Here is a 22,258-nt window from a genome sequence, read left to right as displayed (position 1 = left end):
CGCGAGAGACGACAAACGCGCCGTTCTTCTCCACAGCGCCCATGTCCGCGAACCCGTGCCACAATGCCGAAGCCATCATTGTCCCCTTCGAATACAAACGATGCTGGTGTGCAAACGATGTGCTGCGACTATATCGACACCGGGAATCGGCGCACGACGGCGCTCGCCGGGCACCGGCATTTCCGGGTACACACGTAATCTGTCGACCATGACTTTTGCCGACAATCTCGCCGCACTGCCCCCCATCGATCATCTGGCCGCCATCGAGGTACTCGACGCCGACGGAACCGTCATCGACACCGTCGAGAACAAGCCCGGAAAGTCCGGCTCGGTCAAGGTGTACAACCATCTCGCTCAGGTCTACGGCGCGCTCACACCCGAAGCCGCCTCGGCAGGACTGACGATCTTTGCCGAACACACCGAGGACGCGCGGGCGAACCCCGGTAAGCACCCGAACGTGGACCGCCTCGAGCAGGTGCTCGCCTCCGGCAATCCACTAGGACTTCGCAGCGTTCCGTCCGCGTAGCCCGGCTCCCAGCCGTCCGACGGCATTGACCGCCAACGCCATCAGGGCCATCGCGATGCCCAGTACGACAAATCCGATGAACAGGGCCAGATAGCCCTGGTGGCGAGGATCCATGAACGGATACGGATACCAGTCGACGATCGGCCCTCGAATCAACGTGTACACCGCGTAGATCACCGGAAACAGCAGCCACTGCAGCGAGCGGATTTCGGAGATCCTGTGCCTCGAAGCGAAGAACACCCAGTCGAGGAGCATCACCAGCGGAAGAATGCGGTGGAGCGCCGAGTTGATCCACGCGTCGTTCAAATTGACGTCGATATTGGCCAGTAGAACGGCGTAGATGATTCCGGTGATCACCATGTAGAGCGTCACCGCACCGCGAACCGACTGCCATGTCCGAGACTGCGGATCCCGAAGGGCGCCGACCAGCAATACGATCACCGCAAGGATGTTGCTCTCGATGGTGAAGTAGCTCAGATAGTTCGACAACGAGAATCCGTCGGCGTTTCGAATCGGAATCCACAGCAGCGCCGTGAGTCCGTAGATCGCGAACAACAAGCGAAGTACTCGCACGGCAACAGGCGTCGACGCGACCGGTGTAACTGCCTCATTTGCGGTATTTGTCGTCACTGGTCGATATTTGCACATCAAAACGATCTGCGAGCGGTAGTTGTGAACGCGTTCGATAGGCTGTCATCAGCATGTCTACAACACCACCGGCCCCACTCTCCCCCAAGCGGAGTGACCTGAAGAGCGCGCTGGCGCAGGTCTCACTCCGCGACGAGAGTCGACTCCGTCGCAAACTCGACCGTGCCCGCACACCAGACGCTTTGGTGGCGCTGGCCGAGGAAATTGAAACGGCGCGCACGCGGTTGGCGGCACGCTCCGCCAATGTTCCCGCAGTCTCGTATCCGGAAGCTCTGCCCGTCAGTCAGCGCAAGGACGACATCGCGACCGCGATCTCGGAGAATCAGGTTGTCATCGTCGCCGGCGAGACCGGCTCGGGTAAGACAACTCAGATCCCGAAGATCTGTCTCGAACTCGGACGTGGCGTCCGCGGCCTGATCGGACATACACAGCCTCGCCGACTGGCAGCACGCACCGTTGCCGAACGTATCGCCGAAGAACTCGACACCGAACTCGGCGACGCCGTCGGATACACCGTGCGGTTCACCGACCAGGTCTCGGACCGCACCTACGTCAAGCTCATGACCGACGGCATTCTCCTCGCCGAAATTCAGCGCGACCGTATGCTCCGACGCTACGACACGCTGATCATCGACGAAGCGCACGAACGCAGCCTCAACATCGACTTCATCCTCGGTTACCTGGCTCAGTTGCTCCCCCGCCGACCCGATCTCAAGGTCATCATCACGTCGGCGACCATCGATCCCGAGCGCTTCGCCAAGCACTTCGCTGTCGACGGTAAGCCCGCGCCGATCGTCGAGGTATCCGGGCGAACATTCCCCGTCGAAATGCGTTACCGGCCACTGACCGTCGAGTCCGGCGACATCACCTTCGACCGCGATCCCGTCGACGCGGTCTGCGAGGCGGTCGACGAGCTGAGCGCGGAGGGCGAAGGCGACATCTTGGTCTTCCTCTCCGGCGAACGCGAAATTCGCGACACCGCAGACGCTTTACGCGATCGGCGTCTTCGCAACACCGAAATCGTCCCGCTGTACGCGCGGCTGTCTGCTGCCGAGCAACACAAAGTGTTCTCGCCGCACACCGGCCGACGCGTCGTCCTTGCCACCAACGTGGCCGAGACCTCGTTGACCGTTCCCGGCATTCGGTACGTCGTCGATCCGGGAACCGCGCGCATTTCGCGATATTCGGTGCGCACCAAGGTTCAACGATTGCCGATCGAGCCCATTTCGCAGGCGTCAGCTCGTCAACGTTCCGGGCGTTGCGGCCGCGTCGCCGAAGGAATCTGCATCCGCCTGTATTCCGAGGAGGACTTCGAGTCACGGCCGGCGTTCACCGAGCCGGAAATCCTGCGGACCAATCTCGCATCCGTCATCTTGCAGATGACGGCCCTCGGTCTGGGCGACATCGCCGCCTTCCCCTTCGTCGAACCGCCGGACCAGCGCGCCGTCAAGGACGGAATCGGACTGCTCGAAGAACTCGGCGCCATCGCGCGAGGTTCCGAGGCAAGCCACCCCGAACTGACGCCGGTCGGCCGCGAGCTGGCCCAGATTCCGGTGGATCCGCGGATGGCACGAATGCTGGTGGAAGCCAAGAACAACGGTTGCCTTCACGAAACCCTTGTCATCGTCGCGGCGTTGTCCATCCAGGACGTTCGCGAACGGCCCGCCGAGTTCCAGCAAGCCGCCGACGAAAAGCACGCAAGGTTCAATGTCGAGAATTCCGACTTCCTGGCATACCTGAAACTGTGGGACTACTTACGCGAACAACGTAACGACCTGTCCTCCAACCAGTTTCGCAAGATGTGCCGCAACGAGTTCCTGCACTGGCTCCGCATCCGCGAATGGCAGGATCTGCACGGGCAACTCCGGCAGATCACCCGCGGCCTCGGCTGGACCGTGGGTGAGACACCCGCAAGCGAGAACGCGATCCATCAGTCACTCCTCGCCGGTTTGCTCTCACACATCGGGTTACGCGAGGGCGAGAAGCGGGACTACCTGGGCGCCAGGGGCAGCCACTTCGCGATCTTCCCCGGATCAGGACTGTTCAAGAAGCCACCACGCTGGGTCATGGCCGCCGAACTCGTGGAAACGTCGAGGCTGTGGGCGCGCATGTCAGCGCGCATCGAACCTGAGTGGGCTGAAAAACTCGCCCCACACCTGGTGAAACGGACCTATTCCGAACCGCACTGGTCCTCCAAGCGCGGTTCGGCGATGGCATACGAGCGGGTCACTCTCTACGGAGTTCCCCTGGTGACGGGCCGCGCAGTGACGTACTCACGAATCGATCCCGAGGCCTCTCGCGATCTCTTCATCCGCCATGCGCTCGTGCAGGGCGAATGGCAGACGAACCACAAGTTCTTCCACGAGAACCGTGCACTGCTCGACAACGTCGAGGAACTCGAGAACCGCGCGCGCCGCCGCGACATCCTCGTCGACGACGAAACTCTCTACGAGTTCTACGACGAACGTATCGGCCAGGAAGCCGTATCCGCCAAGCATTTCGACCAGTGGTGGAAGACCGAGCGACGCAAGAATCCGAGTCTGCTGACTTTCACGCCGGAAACGGTGGTCAACTCCGACGCGGCTGCAGTACTGGGCGGCGAGTACCCGGACGCCTGGCGCCAGGGCGACATGCAGTTTCCGCTCACTTACCAATTCGAGCCCGGAAAGGACGACGACGGCGTCAGCGCGCACATCCCGGTCGGCCTGCTCGCGCAACTTCAGCCGGTCGGCTTCGACTGGTTGGTCCCCGGTATGCGCGTCGATCTGGTTACTTCTCTGATCAAGACGTTGCCCAAGAACATCCGACGCGCTGTCGTGCCCGCACCCGACTACGCCGCCGCAGCATTGGCAGCAGTCAAACCTCGATCCGAGCCGTTGATGACCGCAATGGCCCGAGAACTCTCGCACTTGGGCGGGATCCAGATCGACGCCAAGGACTTCGATCCCGCCGCGCTGCCCGACCATCTTCGGATGACATTTGTCGTCGAGGACGAATCGGGCAAGGTTCTCGCGAAGGGTAAGGATCTGGCGCAGCTACGACGCACGCTCGCCCCGCGCGTACAGAAGGAAGTGGCCAAGGCGGCAACCGGTACCGAACGGGCAGCGGCAACCGTCTGGACATCCGAAACGCTCGGCGCACTGGAACCGACCATCACTCGCTCCATCGGCGGACAGCAGGTAACCGGCTACCCAGCACTGGTGCCGGAAAACGGCGGAGTTGCCGTTCGTGTCCTGAGTACGCCGGCTGCGCAGGCGCAGGCGATGCGGGAAGGCACTCGGGCGCTTCTTCTCGCGGCCGTTCCCACCCAACTCAAGGCCGTGACCGCCGGCTTGTCGAACACTCAGCGTCTGGCTCTCGGCCAGAATCCGGACGGCGGCTTGGAGGCCCTCGTCGAAGATTGCCGGGTGGCAGCTGCCAACGAAGTGATTGCTGCCCACGGCGGACCGGTACGCACGCCTGAGGCGTTCGACGCCCTGGTGAAGATCGCACGCTCCGAACTGGCCGGACGCGTCTCCGCGATCCTGCGCATGATTGTTCCGATCCTCGAACAAGCACACCAACTGAGCATCGTTCTGGACCGCTCCCGCGGCGAAGCAGCAGACGACGTCCGAGAACAGTTGACCTCACTGCTGTTTCCGGGATTTGTCGCCGAATTGGGCTCGGCCCGCCTACGCGATTTGCCGCGGTATCTTGCCGCAGCAAAATTCCGTCTCGAAGCTCTACCCGCAAGTGCACAACGAGATCAGCAGGCGATGGACGTCCTCGACCGGGTGTACGCAGCGTACGACCGGTTGTTGAGTTCACTTCCCGAAGAGCGTCGCACTGCTCGAGATGTCGACTCGATCAGCTGGATGATCGAAGAACTGCGCGTGAGCCTGTTTGCGCAGTCCCTCGGTACACCCACACCGATTTCCGAAAAGCGAGTCCTGAAAGCTATCGAAGCGATCAAGCGTTGACGTTCGGCGAGAATTGCGCGATCAGTAGATTGTCTGAATGTTGACGTTGGTGAGGAAACCACCAAAGGTGGCAACAGTGTTGGCGAACCCGAGGGTTACCAGGCTGTTCACGACTCCGAGAACTGCAACTAAGTTCATAACGCCTCCGTGAAGATCCGAGATGCGGACGAACGTACTTGGTCGACACTAAGCGAATAACTTGCCCGATTTGTTCGATTGTTCGCTTTGTGTTCTCAGCGTTACCTACGGCCGCTTTGTGCTCTCAGCGTTATCTAAGGCAAAGGCCTCAGTCGACGGAAACGGTCTCGGCGCCGGAAGCCTTGTCGGCAGCACGGGTCTCGGCATGTTCGCGCATGTCGGTGATCTCTCGTTCGAAATCCGCGGCAGAACTGAAGGACTTGTACACCGATGCGAATCGCAGGTATGCAACCTCGTCGAGATTTCGAAGCGGATCGAGAATCGCGAGCCCTACCTCGTTGCTGGGAATTTCGGCAGAACCCGAAGCACGTACGGCATCTTCGACCTGTTGGGCCAGCAAATTCAGCGAATCGTTGTCCACTTGGCGGCCCTGGCATGCGCGACGCACTCCTTTGACCACCTTTTCTCGGCTGAACGGCTCCGTCACGCCGCTGCGCTTCACAACCGAGAGAACTGCCGTCTCAACCGTGGTGAATCGGCGGCCACACTCGGGGCACGAACGGCGCCGCCTGATCGCCTGGCCCTCGTCGGCCTCGCGCGAATCGACCACTCGGGAATCAGGGTGCCGGCAGAACGGGCAATGCATCGGGGTTCCTTCGTTGTCGCCGAAATGGCCGCAACTCAGATTCGCTACCGACTGCAAATCCTCCGACGATTTACAGAGCAGATCCACGTACTCAACGCGACCACCCGAGGTGGTGGGACTGTCAAGTGGACAGCTTACTCGCTGTGAACCGACTGCTCTCACGCTCGGTACGCCCCCGCCTGGCACGGGGTACGGTCAGCGGCCCGAGGCCGGCACGATCAGCGTTTGCCCAACGGACAGTCCGGAACTCGACATCGCATTGAGATCCATGATCTGCTCGATCACCGAGCCGACAGCCTGGCCAGGCGCAACCTTGGCAGCAATATCACTGAGGGATTCACCCGCAGCAACACGAACCACTTCGGTCGCACCGTTTGTCGCAGCGACATCACCACTCGACAAAGCGCCGATCCCCACCAACGCCAACACTGCCAGTGCAGTGATTACGGCGCCAAGGAACACTGTCTTCCAACTGACGTCCTCGGCAGCCACTTCATGTTCGACCCGTGAGACACCGACTCTGTTTCGGTGCGCGAAACTTCCTCCGTACGGGCGTGACGAATCGTGCTCGCCGTCCCACCGGCGAGGAGATTCACGCAATGAACGCGAACCTGAAACCGCGCCCACCGCCGGAACACGACGAACGACGGCCGCCTGCGGGTCGTTGTCGACATACCTGGCCACGCCCCGCATTTCGGCCGTGCCGCGCCGTTCGAACGACACACCGTCAGCGTCGGATCCACCATCGGGCCCATAGAACGAGGGGTGGTACTTCAACGCCGACGTGCCGTCGAAACCAATCGCGTCATCACCAATCGCGTCGTCACCAATCGCGTCGTCGAAAACCCTGTTGCTTCTCAGTGCTGCGTTACCCATCGTGACCTCCGCTGGTCGACACCGATCGATGTGTTCGATCATGCGTTCGATGGAACGCATGTTCGAATTTCTACCACGCCTGGCCGACAATGTCTCTACTTCAAGCGACACGAATCGAACAGATGTTTGAAACCGCGAGCAAATCCGGCTAGATTCGTGTCAGACCACACAGCGGGAATTGCGAAAGCCTCCGTGTTTGTCGACAGCTCGAATGTTGGCAGGAGGCACCGACAGGTTTCTGCGCGATTTGCACCAGGCACTTTTTCAGACACAGCTTTTTCAGACACAGCCTTTACAGACACGACTTCTTCAGACACGGAGGCAACAGGCCATGAAGGACGATCGCTCCAGCACAGCCGCGGAGGCAGGAGCTTCTGCAGTTCCGTCTCCGTCGAGCGAGACGCTCACCGAGCGTCAGCGGCGCGTTCTCGAAGTCATCCGCGATTCGGTGACGGAGCGCGGGTATCCGCCGAGCATTCGCGAGATCGGTGATGCGGTGGGGCTCACCTCCACGTCGTCGGTCGCACATCAACTGCGAACGTTGGAGCGCAAGGGCTTCCTTCGACGCGATCCCAATCGCCCTCGTGCAGTCGATGTTCGAGGTCTCGACGAGGTTGCGGCCGATACCGCCATCGCGTCGGTGTCGAAGCATTCCGGCGAGTACAACAGTGCCGACCCGCTACCGGAGCCGGCGTTCGTCCCCATCCTGGGTCGCATCGCTGCCGGCGGACCGATCCTTGCCGAGGAAGCGGTAGAGGACGTGTTCCCACTCCCCCGCGAACTCGTCGGCCAGGGTTCGCTCTTCATGCTCAAGGTTGTCGGCGAGTCGATGATCGATGCAGCGATCTGCGATGGCGACTGGGTTGTGGTCCGTCAGCAGAACGTGGCGGAGAACGGTGACATCGTGGCCGCCATGATCGACGGCGAAGCCACCGTGAAGACGTTCAAGCGTACGAAGAAGGAGGTGTGGCTGATGCCGCACAACGAACTCTTCGAGCCGATTCCCGGCAACAACGCCGTCATCCTGGGCAAGGTTGTCACCGTCATGCGGAAGATCTGAATTCGCTCGCACCCTCGATCACAAAACTCTGGGCCCCGGCATCAGCCGGGGCCCAAAGTCTTTTCGTGACGATCAGCGGTCCATCACCCGAATCAGAGATTCAGCGAACGTCCGATGATCTCCTTCATGATCTCGGTTGTGCCACCGTAGATGGTCTGCACACGAGAGTCCATGTACGCCTTGGCAACCGGGTATTCCTTCATGTAGCCGTAGCCTCCGTGCAACTGGAGGCAGCGGTCGATGAGCTTGACCTGAGCTTCGGTGGTCCACCACTTCGCCATCGCAGCTTCCTGCACGGTCAGCTTCTCGGCATTGAGCTGCTCGATGAACTTGTCCACCAGGATGCGCACTGCCGTGGTCTCCGTTGCCAATTCGGCCAGTACGAATCGGGTGTTCTGGAAGCTACCGATCGACTTGCCGAATGCCTTGCGGTCGCGGCAGTACTGGATCGTGCTCTCGAGAACCGATTCCATTGCGGCAGCGGCAACGACGGCGATCGAGAGTCGTTCCTGGGGAAGGTTCTTCATCAAGTAGAAGAAGCCCATTCCCTCTTCGCCCAGCAGGTTGGCAGCGGGAACGCGTACGTCGGTGAAGCTGAGTTCGGCGGTGTCCTGAGCCTTCATGCCGATCTTGTCGAGGTTGCGTCCACGCTCGAAGCCAGGCATGTCCCGCTCGACCACGAGGAGGCTGAAGCCCTGAGCACCCTTGTCCGGGTCGGTGCACGCGACAACGATGATGATGTCGGCGTTGATTCCGTTGGTGATGAAGGTCTTCGAACCGTTGAGGACCCAGTGGTCCCCGTCGCGAACCGCTTTCGTCTTGATGCCCTGCAGGTCGCTACCGGTACCCGGTTCGGTCATCGCGATCGCCGAGATCAGCTCACCCGACGCGAATCCGGGTAGCCAACGCTGCTTCTGCTCCTCGTTGCTCAACTCCAGGAGGTACGGTGCCACGACGTCGTTGTGCAGCGTGAAGCCGATACCGCTGAACCCACCCTTGGTGGTTTCCTCGGTGATGATCGCGTTGTAGCGGAAATCCTTGACACCGCCGCCGCCGAATTCCTCAGGGACCGCAGTTCCCAGGAAGCCCTGCTTTCCGGCCTCGACCCAGACGTCACGATCGACGATGTTCTGCTCTTCCCACTTCTCGTGGTTCGGTGCCACGTGCTGTGCCAAGAACTTCTGGTACGACTCCCGGAAGAGTTCATGTTCCGGTTCGAACAGGGTGCGCTCCACGCCGACTCCTTGCAATTCGATATATGGCACTTCAGTGATGTACCCGCTGGGGATATACCCGCTGGGGTGTATTCGCTGAGACTGGGCACGCCGAAGTGCGCGGGCCCACGTCACTGCCTCCGACGGTAGAACCTGTTGCGATACCCGTCGATGACCCGAACGATCACGATTCGTGACTGTAGCGGTTATCTGTTACTCGAAGTACGGAATTTGGCGAGATATCGCATGATCGGGTACGCGACGAGGATGCCGATCGATCCCCAGGCGATGCCGCCCAACTCGACTGAACCGATGGTCAGCGTCAAGTTCCCGATGCCGGCGACCAACGCCGCCGCAGCGACCGTCAGGTTGACCGGATCGGTGAAGTCGACCTTCGCTTCCATCCAGATGCGCACACCGAGAATGCCGATGAGGCCGTAGAGAACCATCGTTGCGCCGCCGATGACGCCGTTCGGCACCGTGAAGACCAGTGCGCCGAATTTGGGCGAAAATGCCAGGATCACAGCGGTAGCGGCGGCTACCCAGTACGCGGCGGTCGAGTACACACGCGTCGCTGCCATGACACCGATGTTCTCGGCATACGTGGTGGTTCCGGATCCGCCACCGGCGCCCGCCAAGGTAGTGGCGAGACCGTCGGCAAACAGTGCATTTCCGGCCAGATCGTCGAGGGACTTACCAGTCATGGCGGACACCGCTTTGACATGTCCGACGTTTTCGGCGACCAGAACGATGACCACGGGGAGCGCGAGCACGATCACCGACCAGTCGAACGACGGTCCGTGCAGACTCGGCAGCCCGAACCAGTCCGCTTCGCGCAGAGCGGACACTCGTTCACTGTCGAGTCCGCCGATGACCGCGGCGAAAACCCAGCCGATCACGACGCCGACCAGAATGCCCAGCCGGCCGAGCAACCCGGGACCGACGACCGTGACCAGCAGGATCGAAACGAGCGTCACCGTGGCGATCAGCGGCTGCGATTCGAAGGAGCCGACCGCCGTCGGAGCGAGGTTGAGACCGATCAGCGCGACGACAGCGCCCGTCACCACCGGCGGCATGACGGCGTCGATGACCCGGCTGCCGATCAGACGTACGGCGACGCCGATCAACATCAACACGATGCCTACAGCCATGACGGCACCGAGTTGCGCGGCCGGGCCCGATCCTGCCGACGCTGTCAGCGGGGCGATGAACGCGAAGGACGAACCGAGATAGCTCGGGATCCGGCCCCGGGTGATGAGCAGGAACAGCGCGGTGCCGATACCCGAGAACAACAGCGTCGTCGTGACGGGGAAGCCGGTGATGGTCGGAACGAGCAGTGTCGCTCCGAACATCGCGATGACGTGTTGCATCCCGATTCCGATGGTGCGCGGCCAACTCAGTCGTTCGTCCGGCGCCACGACGGCTCCGTCGGCGATCCGCTTGCCGTCTCCGTGGACAGTCCAGCCGATTCCGCCGGCCCCGGTCATTGTTTCTCGTTCGATCACAGGTCGAAATACTAGAGGTCAGGCGCTCGGTCTCCGACCGAGACCAACGAAACCAGTTCAGCTGATTGCGTCGGCCGCCGCTTTGCGCGCTGCCACCGGATCACCGGTTGCCAGCACCGCCGCCGCAGCCGCCTCACATTGCGCCATGGTGACGGATCCGACCTTCGCGCCCACACCCGCGACCGACGCCGCAGCGCACGACAGCGAGGAAACTCCGAGTCCGGCCAGAACACACGCCAACAGTGGATCGGCGGCCGCCTCACCGCAGACGCCGACGCGCTTGCCTGCCGCCTGACCGGCCTGGGCCGTACGTGCGACAAGGGCGAGCACCGCGGGCTGCCACGGATCGGTCAGGTCGGCGAGTTCGGAGGACATCCGATCAGCGGCCATCGTGTACTGAGCGAGGTCGTTGGTACCGATCGAGAGGAATTCGACGTGTTCGAGAATCTGGTCGGCCAACAGCGCCGCCGCCGGGATCTCCACCATCACACCGGGAACAAGATCGCGTGCCCGCACCGCATCGGCAAAACGTTTCGCCTCGGCCGGGGTGGCGATCATCGGTGCCATCACCCACGGCGACGAGTTGGTCGACGCCGCGGCTGCCGCGATCGCGTCGAGCTGGCGGTCGAGAATTCCCATGTCCTGCCAGGCGATTCGGACCCCACGAACGCCGAGTGCCGGATTCGCTTCCTCTTGATGGTTGGCGAATTTGAGCGGCTTGTCCGAACCCGCGTCCAACGTGCGAATGATGACCTTCTTTCCTGCGAAGGCCTCGAGAACCTCGGCGTAGATCGCCGCCTGCTCGTCTACGGTCGGTTCGGTCTCACGGCCGAGGAAGCAGAGTTCGGTCCGGAAGAGCCCGATGCCCCCCGCAGCAGTCGACGCCGCGGCGCGAGCGCCCGCGCCGTCTTGAACATTGGCGAGAACGTCTACCGGCCGGCCGTCCGCCGTCTGGCCCGGTCCGGTCCAGGTGCTGACGCGTTCACGATCGATCCGGGATTGTTCGACCAGTTCTCGCGCGTGCCCGGGATCCGGCTCCGCGATCACGTCGCCGGTTGTTCCGTCGATCAGAATCGGTATTCCTGCCGAGATGGATTCCAATTCCTTCGCGGCGACGATGCACGGGATGCCCAACTGCCGCGCGATGATTGCCGTGTGGCTGGTCGGGCCGCCGTAGATGGTCACGAGTCCGATGATCTTGGATGCATCGAGGCCCGCGGTGTCTGCAGGAGCCAGATCGTCCGCGCACAGCACCGACGGTGTCTCGGGCATCGGAACTCCAGGTTCGGGTAATCCGGAGAGTTCGGCGATCACGCGGTCGCGGATGTCCTCGAGGTCGGTGACGCGCTCGGCCATCAAACCGCCGACCTTGGTGAACAGCACCACGAACTGCTCCGTCGCCGCGATCGCAGCCTGCACCGGGGGCACTCCGCCGGCGATCGACTTCTTGGCCGCCCCGATCCAGCCACGATCAGCTGCCATCGCCGCGTTGGCCTGCAAAACCTCTGCGGCCGCGCCGGTAGCTTCGGCGGCCCGTCCGAGAAGGCGGTTCTCGACAGCCTTCGCCGCTGCGACGAAGGCGTCCACGGCGGCCTCTCGATCGGCCTCGTCGAGTGCCGGCGCATCGGTGACGAGTTCTGGTCGGCTGGACGGCCAGATCGCCGGGCCGTAGGCGATTCCAGGCACCACGGGGGTGCCGTGCACGGTGATTCGGTTGAGCTGTTCGGTCATCTGTCCTCCTTGAGCGATGGGCCCGGTGTCACACCGGATCACCTCGAGCGCGTAAAGCCCTCACCTTCGTTGTGACGAAGATTACTCCCAAGTCTTGACATGTCAACACACTCGGGCGTAAAACAACATAAAGCAACATTCACTGTGATCCACAACGCACCGTCGGATCACACTTCGGAATCGGAGAGCACGTGTACGCGGAAGAACGCCAACAAGCGATCGGCACCATGGTGTCGCAGCGCGGACGCATGTCCGTGGCGGCTCTGTCGGAGACCTTCGGTGTGACCACCGAGACCGTGCGTCGCGATCTGGCCTTCCTCGAGCGGATCGGACAGATCAGGCGTGTACACGGCGGCGCCGTTCCCACCGGATCCCTCCACGTCACCGAACCGGGCATGGCGGAACGCGATCAGACCCGCGCGCAACAGAAGGACCGGATCGCCCGCTGCGCGGTCACCTACCTCCCTCCCACCGGCGGCAGCGTGATCTTCGACGCGGGCACGACCACGGGCCGCATGATCCCCGAACTGCCGACCGAGAACGACTTCACAGCCGTCACCAATTCCGTCCCGATCGGCGCACGCCTGGCATCGATGAACTCGATTTCCCTGATACTGCTCGGCGGTCGAGTACGCGGGGTGACTCAAGCCGTGGTCGGCGAGGACGCCCTACGCCTGCTGAGCACGTTGCGAGTCGACGTCGCCTTCATCGGAACGAACGCGATCAGCGTCGGGCACGGACTCTCCACTCCGGACAGCGAAGAGGCCGCCGTCAAACGAGCAATGGTCAAAGCCGCCAATCACGTTGTGGTGGTGGCCGATTCCACCAAAGTCGGCCGCGAGCACTTGATCAGCTTCGCCCCGCTCGACAGCATCGACGTCCTCATCACCGACGAAGAGATCAGTCCCACAGACACATCCGAGTTCCACGACCACGGAATCGAGGTGGTGATCGCATGATCGTCACACTGACAGCCAACCCGAGTATCGATCGGACCGTGCAACTCGAGCAACGGCTCGAACGAGGCTCCGTCCTACGCGCCCACTCCACTCGCAGCGACCCCGGCGGCAAGGGGGTCAACGTCGCGCGTGTTCTCGCCGCAGCCGACCTCGACGTGCTCGCGGTTCTACCGGGAAACGGTGGTGACCCTCTGCTCTCGGCGCTGGCAGCCGGTGGGATTCCCCACATCGGTGTCGCCACAACGGGTCTGGCTCGCACCAACATCACCATTGCGGAACCGGACGGGACAACGACGAAGATCAACGAACCCGGCGCAACGCTGTCCGGTTCGACGCTCGACGCCCTGGCACAGGAGTTGATTGTTCGCGCCGATACCGCACTGTGGTTCGCGCTGTCCGGCTCACTGCCCCCCGGCGTTCCGCTCGGGTGGTACGGCGAACTCGTCGCGGCACTGCGCGATCACCCGTGCAAGGTGGCGGTCGACACCTCGGACGCCCCGCTGACGGCACTCGCCGAAGCGTTCCCCGACTCGGCACCCGACCTGCTCAAACCCAACGGCGAGGAACTCGCACAACTGACCGGCGTCGACGGCCACGTCCTCGAACGTGCTGCCGAGAACGGTGATCCCGGGCCTGCGATCACGGCGGCGCAGCGATTGGTCGACCGCGGCGTCGGCAGTGTGCTCGCCACGCTCGGCGCAGCAGGTGCTGTCCTCGTCACCGCCGACGGCGCGTGGATCGCCACCGCTCCCCCGATTGTCGCAGTCAGTACCGTCGGCGCAGGCGATTCGTCGCTGGCCGGCTACATCCTCGCCGAAGCGGGAGGCGGCTCGGAATCCGAGCGGTTACGTCACGCGGTCGCCTACGGAAGCGCCGCTGCCTCCCTTCCCGGCACAACTCTTCCCACGCCCGAACAGATCGATCTGGCAGCGGTTTCGGTATCTGCAGCCGATGCCTCCTCTCCCATCCCCGTCCCCACCGAACTCGCCTGACGCCCTAAGGAACCTGACATGTCCGATACCAACGCAGCCGGCGGTTCCGGCCCCGAGATCATCAGTCCCGAACTGATCTCACTCGACACCGACCTGGGTACGACCAAGGAAGATGTCATTCGTTCTCTCGCAGCGCGATTGACTGCAGCGGGACGGGCGAGCGACGCCGCGGGGCTGGTCGCTGCCGCACTCGCTCGCGAAGCGCAGTCCGCGACCGGACTGCCGGGCGGAATCGCCATTCCCCACTGCCGCGCCGAGGCCGTCTCGTCCGCGTCCCTGGGATTTGCTCGACTGGATCCGAAGGTCGATTTCGGGGCACCCGACGGCCCCGCCGATCTGGTGTTCCTGATCGCGGCACCCGAAGGCGCCGGAGCCGAGCACATGAAGCTGCTCTCGTCCTTGGCCCGAGCGCTCGTCCGACCCGCGTTTGTCACGTCGCTTCGTGAGGCGTCGACGCCGGACGAGATCGTGCGACTGGTCGACGAGGTACTCAATCCCGCGCCGAAGGATGCTCCAGCAAAGGCTGCGGCAGCCACACCCACTCCTCCTGTTTCCACTGGGAAACACTCCACCGAGGAGGCCCCAACGCCCGCGGAGCGTCACATCGTCGCGGTCACCGCGTGCCCGACCGGAATCGCTCATACCTACATGGCTGCGGACTCACTCGTCGCCGCGGGTGAACGCGCCGGGGTCAAGGTTCACGTCGAAACGCAGGGCTCGAGCGGAAGCACCCCCCTTGACCCTTCGGTCATCGCCGGAGCCGCCGCGGTCATCTTCGCCACCGACGTCGGAGTGAAGGGCCGCGAACGGTTCGCCGGCAAACCCGTTGTCGCTTCCGGTGTGAAGCGGGCGATCAACGAGCCGGACAAGATGCTTGCAGAAGCGTTGCGCGCCTCCGAGAATCCCGCCGCCGCCACCGTGGACGGCACCGCCGCCGCGGCCGCGGATTCCGATGCCGGTTCCGTAGGGTTCGGCACCCACCTCCGTCAGGTCCTCCTGACCGGTGTCAGCTACATGATCCCGTTCGTCGCGGCCGGCGGTCTGCTGATCGCACTCGGCTTCCTGCTCGGCGGATACGAGATCTCCGGTCCTGCCAAGGACATCGTTCTCAACAACTCGATCACCAACCTTCCCGACGGTGGTCTGGCCACCTATCTCGGCGCAGTGCTGTTCCAGATCGGTTCGTTGGCATTCAGCTTCCTGGTGCCCGCGTTGGCCGGCTACATCGCCTTCGCTATCGCCGACCGGCCTGGCATCGCTCCCGGCTTCACAGCCGGCGCGGTCGCCGTGTTTGTCGGTGCCGGATTCATCGGCGGCCTGGTCGGTGGTCTCATCGCCGGTGTCGTCGCGCTCTACATCGGCCGGATCGCCGTCCCGCAGTGGCTGCGGGGCCTGATGCCGGTGGTGATCATTCCGCTGTTCGCGACGCTGGTTGTCGGAGCACTGATGTTCATCGTCCTCGGTCGTCCGCTCGCTGCGATCACCTCCGGTCTCACCGACTGGCTCAACGGACTGTCCGGCAGCTCGGCCATCTTCCTCGGCATCATTCTCGGCCTGATGATGTGCTTCGACCTCGGCGGACCGGTCAACAAGGCGGCTTACGCCTTCGCTGTAGCCGGACTCAACGTCAACGACCCGGCCACTTTGCGCATCATGGCGGCAGTCATGGCTGCCGGTATGGTTCCGCCACTGGCCATGGCACTTGCCTCGACGGTGCTGCGTCCCAAGCTCTTCAGCGAAGCCGAACGTGAGAACGGAAAGGCTGCCTGGTTGCTGGGTTCGGCATTCATCTCCGAGGGCGCGATTCCGTTCGCCGCTGCCGACCCGCTTCGCGTGATCCCCTCGATGATGGCGGGCGGCGCCGTCACCGGTGCGCTGATCATGGCTTTCGACGTCACTCTCAGCGCCCCGCACGGCGGGATCTTCGTCTTCTTCGCAGTCGGCGGAATCGGCTGGTTCCTGGTCTCGCTCGCCGCGGGAACCGTGGTAGCTGCGCTCGCCGTCGTCGGAGCCAAGGAGTTCTTCCGCAAGGGTCCGTCCGATGCCGAACTCGACCCCGAAATCGTGCCCGCTGCGGCATGATCGACAGCAAGCAACACTGCAGTCACCACTGTTGTCACCAAATCCGCCCAAAGACCCCACAACGTCCGCACCGATAGATTCACAACGAGGAGATCCCATGCCCAGCAAGACAGTTGCCGTCGGTTCCGCAGTCGGCCTCCACGCCCGCCCCGCCGCTCTCATCGCCGAAGCAGTCGGAGCCTCCGGCGCCACGGTCACCCTCGCAGTCGCCGACGGCGAACCGGTGGATGCAGGTTCGGCACTGATGATCATGACGCTCGGAGCCGCCAAGGACACCGAAGTCACCATCGAGTCCGACGACGCCGACGCACTCGCCAAGGTCGCCGAACTGGTAGCCGCTGATCTCGACGCCTGACCTGATGTCAGTCGGTGCTGTGTAGCGGGCCGGACACTCTCACGGAGTCAGTGCGAGTGTCCGGCCCAGCCAGTCCATTTCGAGTTCCAGAGCAGTGCCCCACACATCACCCGAGTGCCCGCCGGGAAGGGTGTAGTAGTCCACGTTCATGTCGGCGGCGCGCGCGGCCTCGAACATGATCTCCTGCTGAGGGCGGTAGATGTCGTCGTCTTCACCCGCGACAAATACACCAGACAACTGCGGATACCGATTCTGCGCCATCAGGTCTCGGGCGTTGACCGCGTCGAAAGCGTCTTCGTCGCCGTTGAACATCGCAGCCACAGTGTCCTCGTGGTCACCGGTCGACGGTTCGTCCTGGCCGGAGAAGTCCAGGAACGACGGGTATCGGTCCGGGAAGTTCACGGCCATTTCGATCGCGCATGTCCCGCCGTACGAAAACCCACCGATAGCCCATTGCGCAGCGTCCGGATTCACTTGAAGGTTCGATTCGATCCAGTTCGGGACGTCCTGGTCCAGATACGTCGCGACGTTGCCGAGCACAGAATCCATGCAGCCGGGGTTGGCGTCGTAGTCCCCCAACGCGTCGGGCACCACCACGACGGGAGCAAGCCCGGAATGCCTCGACGCATAGGCGTCGACTGTGGTCGCGAGACGGCCACTGTCCAGCCAGTCGCTGGGGCTGCCGGGCTCACCCGCCACCAACACCAGGACGGGCAACTCCGCACGCGGATCGGCAAGATAGGCAGGCGGGAGATACAACGTCGCCGGCCTCGCGTCGAAACCCGAGATGTTTCCCGGAATCGACGCTTCCGTCACGACGCCGTTGCTCGGCATCCGCACCGGAACCTCCCAATGAGTTTCGGTGGGAAGTCCCCGCTGTAGCCAAGGTTCGGCCCCGGGGAGCGAATCGAAAGCAACGTGCTCGACCGAGCCGACCGGCCAGTGCCCGACCAGTGATCCGAGCGTGGGGTAAGTGCCGGTCTGGGCATTGACCTGACCCACGGCGACGATCGCGGCCAGACCGGCCAACACCGTCACGGAAAGGCCGCGGGCCAGTCCTGGACGCCGAAGGAGAACAAGCGCCGCGCCGATGACTCCGAATATCGCCAACGCTATCCACACAAAACTCGACAGGGGTAGCTGCGCGGGCAACGGTCGATAACTGAGCCACACGAACATCGCGCCGCCGGCGGACCCGACCACTGACAAGCCCAGTGCGACAAGCACGGCCCGACGCGGCAACCAACGAAGCAAAAGCAGCGTGCCGACGCCGACGAGGACGGAACCAACGAGCAGCGCTGCGGTGATGTGTCCGTGCTCGAGTGAGATACGCGAGAGCCGCGTCAGGAGTTGATGCCCGTGCATTCGTTCCAGTATCCACATCTACCGGCAGTCTGCGAATTCGTGGAATTGGTGGGAATCAGCGGCGTCGTCGAGATCTCACGAACGCCGCGCCCCCGAGCGCGCATCCTGCCGCGACCAATCCGGCCCACACGAATGTCCATGGATCGACCCCGACGCCGACCGAACCGGCAGACGAGTCAGCCGTCGATTCGGTCGCTTCCACGAGCGCGCGCATCACGTGAACCGGCGGCAAAGCTCCGCCGGCAGATTCCGATCCGATCAGAACATCGCCCGCGTCGTTGAATGCCACGGCCTCGCCCTGAGGCTCCGTCGGGAGCGGGATCCGCAGGGGTTCGGTATCGGTGAGCGTCGCGCCGATTCCGCCGTCCACGACTTCGTACAGGTACAGATCGGAGTAACTCCGAAGTGCGATCGCCGAGCCGTCCGACGACACCGCTCCCCCGGTGAACATCACCGACACGGGCTTCTCCGGTCCGAGAGATACGGCTCCGACGCGCTCGAGCGGCGTCGGGCCGGGTTGCGCCAAGTCACTCAGTTTCTGATCCCCGAAGGGTGTGTAGACACTGCTGGAGCCGAACAATTCCTTGGTCACGACAAACACATGGCCATCAGGGTCGAGCAGAATCGATTCGGTGTCGTGCGCGCCGTCCGGGTACGTGAGGCGGTGCAACGTACCGTCACCGGAATCGAGGTCCATCGTGATGAACGCCACCGTGTCGCGGGTTCGGAGGTTGTCGCCGGTATCCGACAGAACGAGCGTTCGACCACTCACCGCAAGATCTTCGACGTCGTATGGATCGATCGGAACCGGAATCTGTTTCTGGACAACACAGTTCAGGTCCATTTCGAATACGAAGTCGTCACTGCCGCCGTCACCCATCGCGTAGATCCGATCGTCGACGACGACCATCCCCGACAACTCCTGGAGCGCAGGATCGGTAGGTGTACAGAGTGGGGCGAACTCGCTCGGTTCGAACGACGACGCCTGTGCGAGCGCTCCGGGAAGCAGTGCGGTTGCCGTAGTCGCAGCAAGCACCGCGACCACGACCCCGAAACTACGCACTAGGTGCGTACTCCACCAATGCCGAGGCCAACATCTGTGGCACGCGTGCGTGCACCCGCGTTCCCGCCTCTTCGTGAGTCGATTCCAAAATCGTTCCGTCCGAGTGGATTCGAGCCATCAGATCACCGCGCGTGTACGGCACCAGCACGTCGACCTCGACCTCCGGCCGAACCAGCACCTCGCTGAGATGTGCTCGTAGTTCAGCGATTCCTTCACCGGTCCGCGCCGAGACGAACACGGCACCAGGCAGCAGACCACGTAGTTGCGTCAAGGTAACCGGATCTGCCGCGTCGATCTTGTTGACCACGATCAACTCCGGCGGAGCCTTCGAATCCGTCTCGCGCAGAACATCGGTGACGACTTCCCGCACAGCCTTGATCTGTTCTGTCGGCAACGGATCCGAACCGTCGACGACGTGCAGAAGCAGATCCGCGTCGGTCACTTCCTCGAGAGTCGAGCGGAATGCCTCGACCAACTGAGTCGGAAGGTGTCGCACGAAGCCGACCGTGTCGGTGAGTACGTACTCGCGGCCGTCGTCGAGTGCGGCGCGGCGAGTTGTCGGGTCCAAGGTGGCGAACAACGCGTTCTCCACGAGCACACCGGATCCGGTGAGCGAATTGAGCAGACTCGATTTGCCCGCGTTCGTGTATCCGACGATGGCGATCGACGGGATGTCACTCTGCAGTCGACGGGTGCGCTTGGTGTCGCGGGCGGCCTTCATGCCCTTGATCTCGCGGCGCAGTTTTGCCATGCGCTCACGAATACGGCGACGGTCCGTCTCGATTTTCGTCTCACCGGGACCACGCAGGCCCACACCTCCGTTACTGCCGGCACGGCCACCGGCCTGGCGCGACATCGACTCGCCCCAACCACGCAGACGCGGGAGCATGTACTCCATCTGAGCGAAAGCCACCTGGGCTTTACCCTCACGAGACGTGGCGTGCTGAGCAAAGATGTCGAGAATCAGAGCCGTCCGGTCGATGACCTTGACCTTGACGATCTTCTCCAGCGCCGTGAGCTGCGCCGGCGTCAGCTCACCGTCGCAGACGACGGTGTCGGCGCCGGTCGCCAGGACTACTTCGCGCAGTTCCTGAGCCTTGCCGGAACCGATGTAGGTGGCAGCGTCGGGTTTGTCGCGGCGCTGAACCAGTCCTTCGAGGACCTCGGAGCCGGCCGTCTCTGCCAGTGCGGCCAGCTCGGTCATGCTCGCCTCGGCCTGCTCGGCAGTTCCCTGCGTCCAGACGCCGACCAGGACAACTCTTTCGAGTCGAAGCTGGCGGTACTCGACTTCGGTGACGTCCTCGAGCTCGGTCGACAGACCGGCCACGCGGCGCAGGGCGCCGCGATCTGCGAGTTGCATCTCACCGGTCGACGGGTTGCCCGATGCGGACGCTGCCGTGTATTCGGCTTGCGCGTACTCGGACTGCTCGTGAGCGGTGGACTCTTCGTTTTCATGTGTGTTCGTCATACAAGATCCATGGTCCCACGAAACCTGGCCACGGTGCATCCGTATTTCCTGCAGGCGTATTTCCCGCGGGCGATATCACACGAGCGACTGCCACCAGGCATCGCTGATCGTCCCGCTCGCCACCAGAACCGAGGGCCCCCGCAACGACCCTTCGCCGCCTTCGACGGTGACCTGCACTTCGCCGCCGAGCACGCGCACCAGCACCGAGCCTTCGTCGCGGCCGTCGAACTTCAGCGCCGCGGCCGCAGCTGCGACCGTTCCGGTTCCGCAGGAACGAGTCTCGCCCACGCCACGCTCGTGTACGCGCATGTGGACCCCACCGTCGTGGATCGGCGTCACGATCTCGATGTTGACCCCGTGCGGGAAGAACCCCGGATCGAAGCCCGGAGAAACACTCAAATCGAGCGCACTCAAAACTTCTGCCGTCACGTGCTCGTCGACACACGCCAAATGCGGATTACCGACGTCGATGCCGACGCCGGCGAAGACGCGGCCGTCGATTGTTGCCGAACTGGTGCCGAGGTCCTTGATCGGGCCCATCGCCACGGTCACGTCACCATGTGTGGCGTCGTAGCCGTGCACCGCGACCGGACGCGCTCCGGCACGACTGCCGACCACGAACTCGTCCTTGCTCTCCAAGCCCGAGGCCTTGAGATAGTGGGCGAATACGCGAACTCCGTTTCCGCACATCTCCGCGATGGAGCCGTCGCTGTTGCGGTAGTCCATGAACCAGTCTTCGGCAGCGACGCCGTCGGGCAGCGCACCGAGCACGCCCGCGTCCGCAAGTGCGCCTGCCCGGGCGACACGAAGGATGCCGTCGGCGCCGAGGCCACGCTGACGATCACACAACGCTGAAACTCGCGCCGGCTCGAGATCGACCCGAACGTCAAGGTCAGGGAGAACAACGAAGTCGTTCTGCGTGCCGTGGCCCTTACTGAAATCCATGGTCGCCATCCTATCCGGACCTACCGACCGACTCACGCAGGTGACGCGGTGACCACGACGTTCTGTTCGTACGTGAAGCCGGACGGCAACGAGGGGTCGGGCACGGTTGCGCCGCCGCAGGTCACGAGGACCAGCCTGGGCGCACCCGTTTCGGAAAAGAACTCGGCCGGCAAAGCCACCTTTTCGTACAGCTTCAGGCTCGCTGCGTGATAGGTGAACATCGTTCCGGTGTCGTCACTGACATAGATCGGTGTTCCGGGCTTCATCTGGTGCAGCGCCCACAAGGCGCCGTGCGTGCGATCACCGTCGTCGACGTGGCCGGCAACAAGATTGGTGCCCTCCGAAGATCCGAACTGCACGCCGTTGGTGAAATGCGAAACCTTGTCAGGATGCGGAAGGATCATTCCGCGGTTGGCGCCGAACCCACTGGTCACGATGTCGGCTCGCACATCCAGATCGGGAATCGCAAGCGTGTTCGGCGGCAGATCCGTTGGCGCAGGCGCCCAACTCGCCCCTGGATCGGTTGGGGCTCCCACGTCGAAGGGTGATTCGGGAACAGGTGCGCTGATGGGCTTCCCGGCCGCACTCACCGCAAAATAGACGAGCACCCCGCCGACCGCGAGAAATGTGACGAGCAGTAGGAGAAGCGGCAGCCGACCCGCGCGTCGGCCTCTCGGTCGCGCGTGTGTCCCGGTCTGCGCCATGTTCGTTGTCCTCCAGTCCGTC

At 63.1% G+C, this 22,258-nt stretch carries 18 protein-coding genes; 7 read left to right on the top strand and 11 right to left on the bottom strand.

The window, feature by feature from the left end; all coding sequences use genetic code 11:
- Positions 1 to 208: 208 nt before the first annotated feature.
- Positions 209 to 526, top strand: a complete 318-nt coding sequence (locus AC3WQS_RS10020) for a DUF2322 family protein (RefSeq protein WP_097388191.1) — start codon at positions 209 to 211, stop codon at positions 524 to 526.
- Here AC3WQS_RS10020 and AC3WQS_RS10015 read toward each other — a convergent pair.
- On the bottom strand, positions 497 to 1,174 hold the full coding sequence (locus AC3WQS_RS10015; RefSeq protein ID WP_070797210.1) for a Pr6Pr family membrane protein: 678 nt from the start codon (positions 1,172 to 1,174) through the stop codon (positions 497 to 499). The genes AC3WQS_RS10020 and AC3WQS_RS10015 overlap by 30 nt on opposite strands.
- A gap of 53 nt (positions 1,175 to 1,227) precedes the next feature.
- Here AC3WQS_RS10015 and hrpA point away from each other — a divergent pair, with 53 nt between their 5' ends.
- On the top strand, positions 1,228 to 5,133 hold the full coding sequence (hrpA, locus tag AC3WQS_RS10010; RefSeq protein WP_492712455.1) for an ATP-dependent RNA helicase HrpA: 3,906 nt from the start codon (positions 1,228 to 1,230) through the stop codon (positions 5,131 to 5,133).
- A 286-nt stretch (positions 5,134 to 5,419) separates the two neighbouring features.
- Here hrpA and nrdR read toward each other — a convergent pair whose 3' ends face one another.
- Together nrdR and AC3WQS_RS10000 are read right to left on the bottom strand one after the other, a co-directional pair.
- Complete coding sequence (gene nrdR / locus AC3WQS_RS10005; protein WP_020907539.1) at positions 5,420 to 5,917, bottom strand: transcriptional regulator NrdR; 498 nt, start codon at positions 5,915 to 5,917, stop codon at positions 5,420 to 5,422.
- A gap of 195 nt (positions 5,918 to 6,112) precedes the next feature.
- Positions 6,113 to 6,853: a LysM peptidoglycan-binding domain-containing protein gene (locus AC3WQS_RS10000; protein ID WP_355335113.1), complete on the bottom strand. Its 741-nt coding sequence runs from the start codon at positions 6,851 to 6,853 to the stop codon at positions 6,113 to 6,115.
- A 271-nt stretch (positions 6,854 to 7,124) separates the two neighbouring features.
- Here AC3WQS_RS10000 and lexA point away from each other — a divergent pair, with 271 nt between their 5' ends.
- On the top strand, positions 7,125 to 7,853 hold the full coding sequence (gene lexA / locus AC3WQS_RS09995; protein WP_020723648.1) for a transcriptional repressor LexA: 729 nt from the start codon (positions 7,125 to 7,127) through the stop codon (positions 7,851 to 7,853).
- A gap of 92 nt (positions 7,854 to 7,945) precedes the next feature.
- Here the strand turns inward: lexA and AC3WQS_RS09990 are convergent, their stop codons facing one another.
- From AC3WQS_RS09990 to AC3WQS_RS09980, 3 genes are all read right to left on the bottom strand, one after another.
- Positions 7,946 to 9,088 carry an acyl-CoA dehydrogenase family protein gene (locus AC3WQS_RS09990; protein WP_019748214.1) on the bottom strand — a complete coding sequence of 381 codons (1,143 nt, stop codon included), beginning with the start codon at positions 9,086 to 9,088 and terminating at the stop codon, positions 7,946 to 7,948.
- A 185-nt stretch (positions 9,089 to 9,273) separates the two neighbouring features.
- A complete protein-coding gene (locus tag AC3WQS_RS09985) occupies positions 9,274 to 10,554 on the bottom strand; it encodes a uracil-xanthine permease family protein (RefSeq protein ID WP_020907537.1) in 1,281 nt (426 codons plus the stop codon).
- Between the two features lie 75 nt (positions 10,555 to 10,629).
- On the bottom strand, positions 10,630 to 12,303 hold the full coding sequence (locus AC3WQS_RS09980) for a putative PEP-binding protein (protein ID WP_019748212.1): 1,674 nt from the start codon (positions 12,301 to 12,303) through the stop codon (positions 10,630 to 10,632).
- Positions 12,304 to 12,494: 191 nt separating this feature from the next.
- On the opposite strand from AC3WQS_RS09980, the gene AC3WQS_RS09975 reads away from it, so the two are divergent.
- The 4 genes from AC3WQS_RS09975 to AC3WQS_RS09960 all read left to right on the top strand — a co-directional run bounded on the left by AC3WQS_RS09975 (position 12,495) and on the right by AC3WQS_RS09960 (position 16,691).
- Positions 12,495 to 13,262 carry a DeoR/GlpR family DNA-binding transcription regulator gene (locus AC3WQS_RS09975; RefSeq protein ID WP_020969481.1) on the top strand — a complete coding sequence of 256 codons (768 nt, stop codon included), beginning with the start codon at positions 12,495 to 12,497 and terminating at the stop codon, positions 13,260 to 13,262.
- Positions 13,259 to 14,254, top strand: a complete 996-nt coding sequence (locus tag AC3WQS_RS09970) for a 1-phosphofructokinase family hexose kinase (RefSeq protein WP_021344070.1) — start codon at positions 13,259 to 13,261, stop codon at positions 14,252 to 14,254. The genes AC3WQS_RS09975 and AC3WQS_RS09970 overlap by 4 nt, the downstream gene beginning before the upstream one ends.
- Positions 14,255 to 14,272: 18 nt before the next feature.
- Entirely contained in the window at positions 14,273 to 16,336 is a 2,064-nt protein-coding gene (locus tag AC3WQS_RS09965; protein WP_021344069.1) for a PTS fructose transporter subunit IIABC, read from the top strand.
- A 97-nt stretch (positions 16,337 to 16,433) separates the two neighbouring features.
- Complete coding sequence (locus AC3WQS_RS09960) at positions 16,434 to 16,691, top strand: HPr family phosphocarrier protein (protein WP_003942144.1); 258 nt, start codon at positions 16,434 to 16,436, stop codon at positions 16,689 to 16,691.
- A gap of 39 nt (positions 16,692 to 16,730) precedes the next feature.
- Here the strand turns inward: AC3WQS_RS09960 and AC3WQS_RS09955 are convergent, their stop codons facing one another.
- The 5 genes from AC3WQS_RS09955 to AC3WQS_RS09935 form a co-directional block, all read right to left on the bottom strand.
- The gene (locus tag AC3WQS_RS09955) at positions 16,731 to 18,056 is read right to left on the bottom strand and encodes an alpha/beta hydrolase (protein ID WP_492741447.1); all 1,326 of its coding nucleotides are present in this window, start codon (positions 18,054 to 18,056) and stop codon (positions 16,731 to 16,733) included.
- Positions 18,057 to 18,111: 55 nt separating this feature from the next.
- A complete protein-coding gene (locus AC3WQS_RS09950; protein WP_492712457.1) occupies positions 18,112 to 19,119 on the bottom strand; it encodes a hypothetical protein in 1,008 nt (335 codons plus the stop codon).
- A complete protein-coding gene (hflX, locus tag AC3WQS_RS09945; RefSeq protein WP_003942213.1) occupies positions 19,112 to 20,587 on the bottom strand; it encodes a GTPase HflX in 1,476 nt (491 codons plus the stop codon). The genes AC3WQS_RS09950 and hflX overlap by 8 nt, the downstream gene beginning before the upstream one ends.
- 75 nt (positions 20,588 to 20,662) lie before the next feature.
- Positions 20,663 to 21,532, bottom strand: a complete 870-nt coding sequence (dapF, locus tag AC3WQS_RS09940; RefSeq protein ID WP_492712458.1) for a diaminopimelate epimerase — start codon at positions 21,530 to 21,532, stop codon at positions 20,663 to 20,665.
- Positions 21,533 to 21,564: 32 nt separating this feature from the next.
- Entirely contained in the window at positions 21,565 to 22,236 is a 672-nt protein-coding gene (locus AC3WQS_RS09935) for a class F sortase (RefSeq protein WP_492712459.1), read from the bottom strand.
- Positions 22,237 to 22,258 lie beyond the last annotated feature (22 nt).

The organism is Rhodococcus sp. FW305-130, from assembly GCF_058788335.1.
This window is presented reverse-complemented; position numbering and strand designations above follow the sequence as displayed.

Coding starts and splice junctions, on each gene's coding strand:
- AC3WQS_RS10020 (WP_097388191.1), top strand. CDS start 209: ATGACTTTTGCCGACAATCTCGCCGCACTGCCCCCCATCGATCATCTG.
- AC3WQS_RS10015 (WP_070797210.1), bottom strand. CDS start 1,174: ATGTGCAAATATCGACCAGTGACGACAAATACCGCAAATGAGGCAGTT.
- hrpA (WP_492712455.1), top strand. CDS start 1,228: ATGTCTACAACACCACCGGCCCCACTCTCCCCCAAGCGGAGTGACCTG.
- nrdR (WP_020907539.1), bottom strand. CDS start 5,917: ATGCATTGCCCGTTCTGCCGGCACCCTGATTCCCGAGTGGTCGATTCG.
- AC3WQS_RS10000 (WP_355335113.1), bottom strand. CDS start 6,853: ATGCGTTCCATCGAACGCATGATCGAACACATCGATCGGTGTCGACCA.
- lexA (WP_020723648.1), top strand. CDS start 7,125: ATGAAGGACGATCGCTCCAGCACAGCCGCGGAGGCAGGAGCTTCTGCA.
- AC3WQS_RS09985 (WP_020907537.1), bottom strand. CDS start 10,554: ATGACCGGGGCCGGCGGAATCGGCTGGACTGTCCACGGAGACGGCAAG.
- AC3WQS_RS09980 (WP_019748212.1), bottom strand. CDS start 12,303: ATGACCGAACAGCTCAACCGAATCACCGTGCACGGCACCCCCGTGGTG.
- AC3WQS_RS09970 (WP_021344070.1), top strand. CDS start 13,259: ATGATCGTCACACTGACAGCCAACCCGAGTATCGATCGGACCGTGCAA.
- AC3WQS_RS09965 (WP_021344069.1), top strand. CDS start 14,273: ATGTCCGATACCAACGCAGCCGGCGGTTCCGGCCCCGAGATCATCAGT.
- AC3WQS_RS09960 (WP_003942144.1), top strand. CDS start 16,434: ATGCCCAGCAAGACAGTTGCCGTCGGTTCCGCAGTCGGCCTCCACGCC.
- AC3WQS_RS09955 (WP_492741447.1), bottom strand. CDS start 18,056: ATGCACGGGCATCAACTCCTGACGCGGCTCTCGCGTATCTCACTCGAG.
- hflX (WP_003942213.1), bottom strand. CDS start 20,587: ATGACGAACACACATGAAAACGAAGAGTCCACCGCTCACGAGCAGTCC.
- dapF (WP_492712458.1), bottom strand. CDS start 21,532: ATGGATTTCAGTAAGGGCCACGGCACGCAGAACGACTTCGTTGTTCTC.
- AC3WQS_RS09935 (WP_492712459.1), bottom strand. CDS start 22,236: ATGGCGCAGACCGGGACACACGCGCGACCGAGAGGCCGACGCGCGGGT.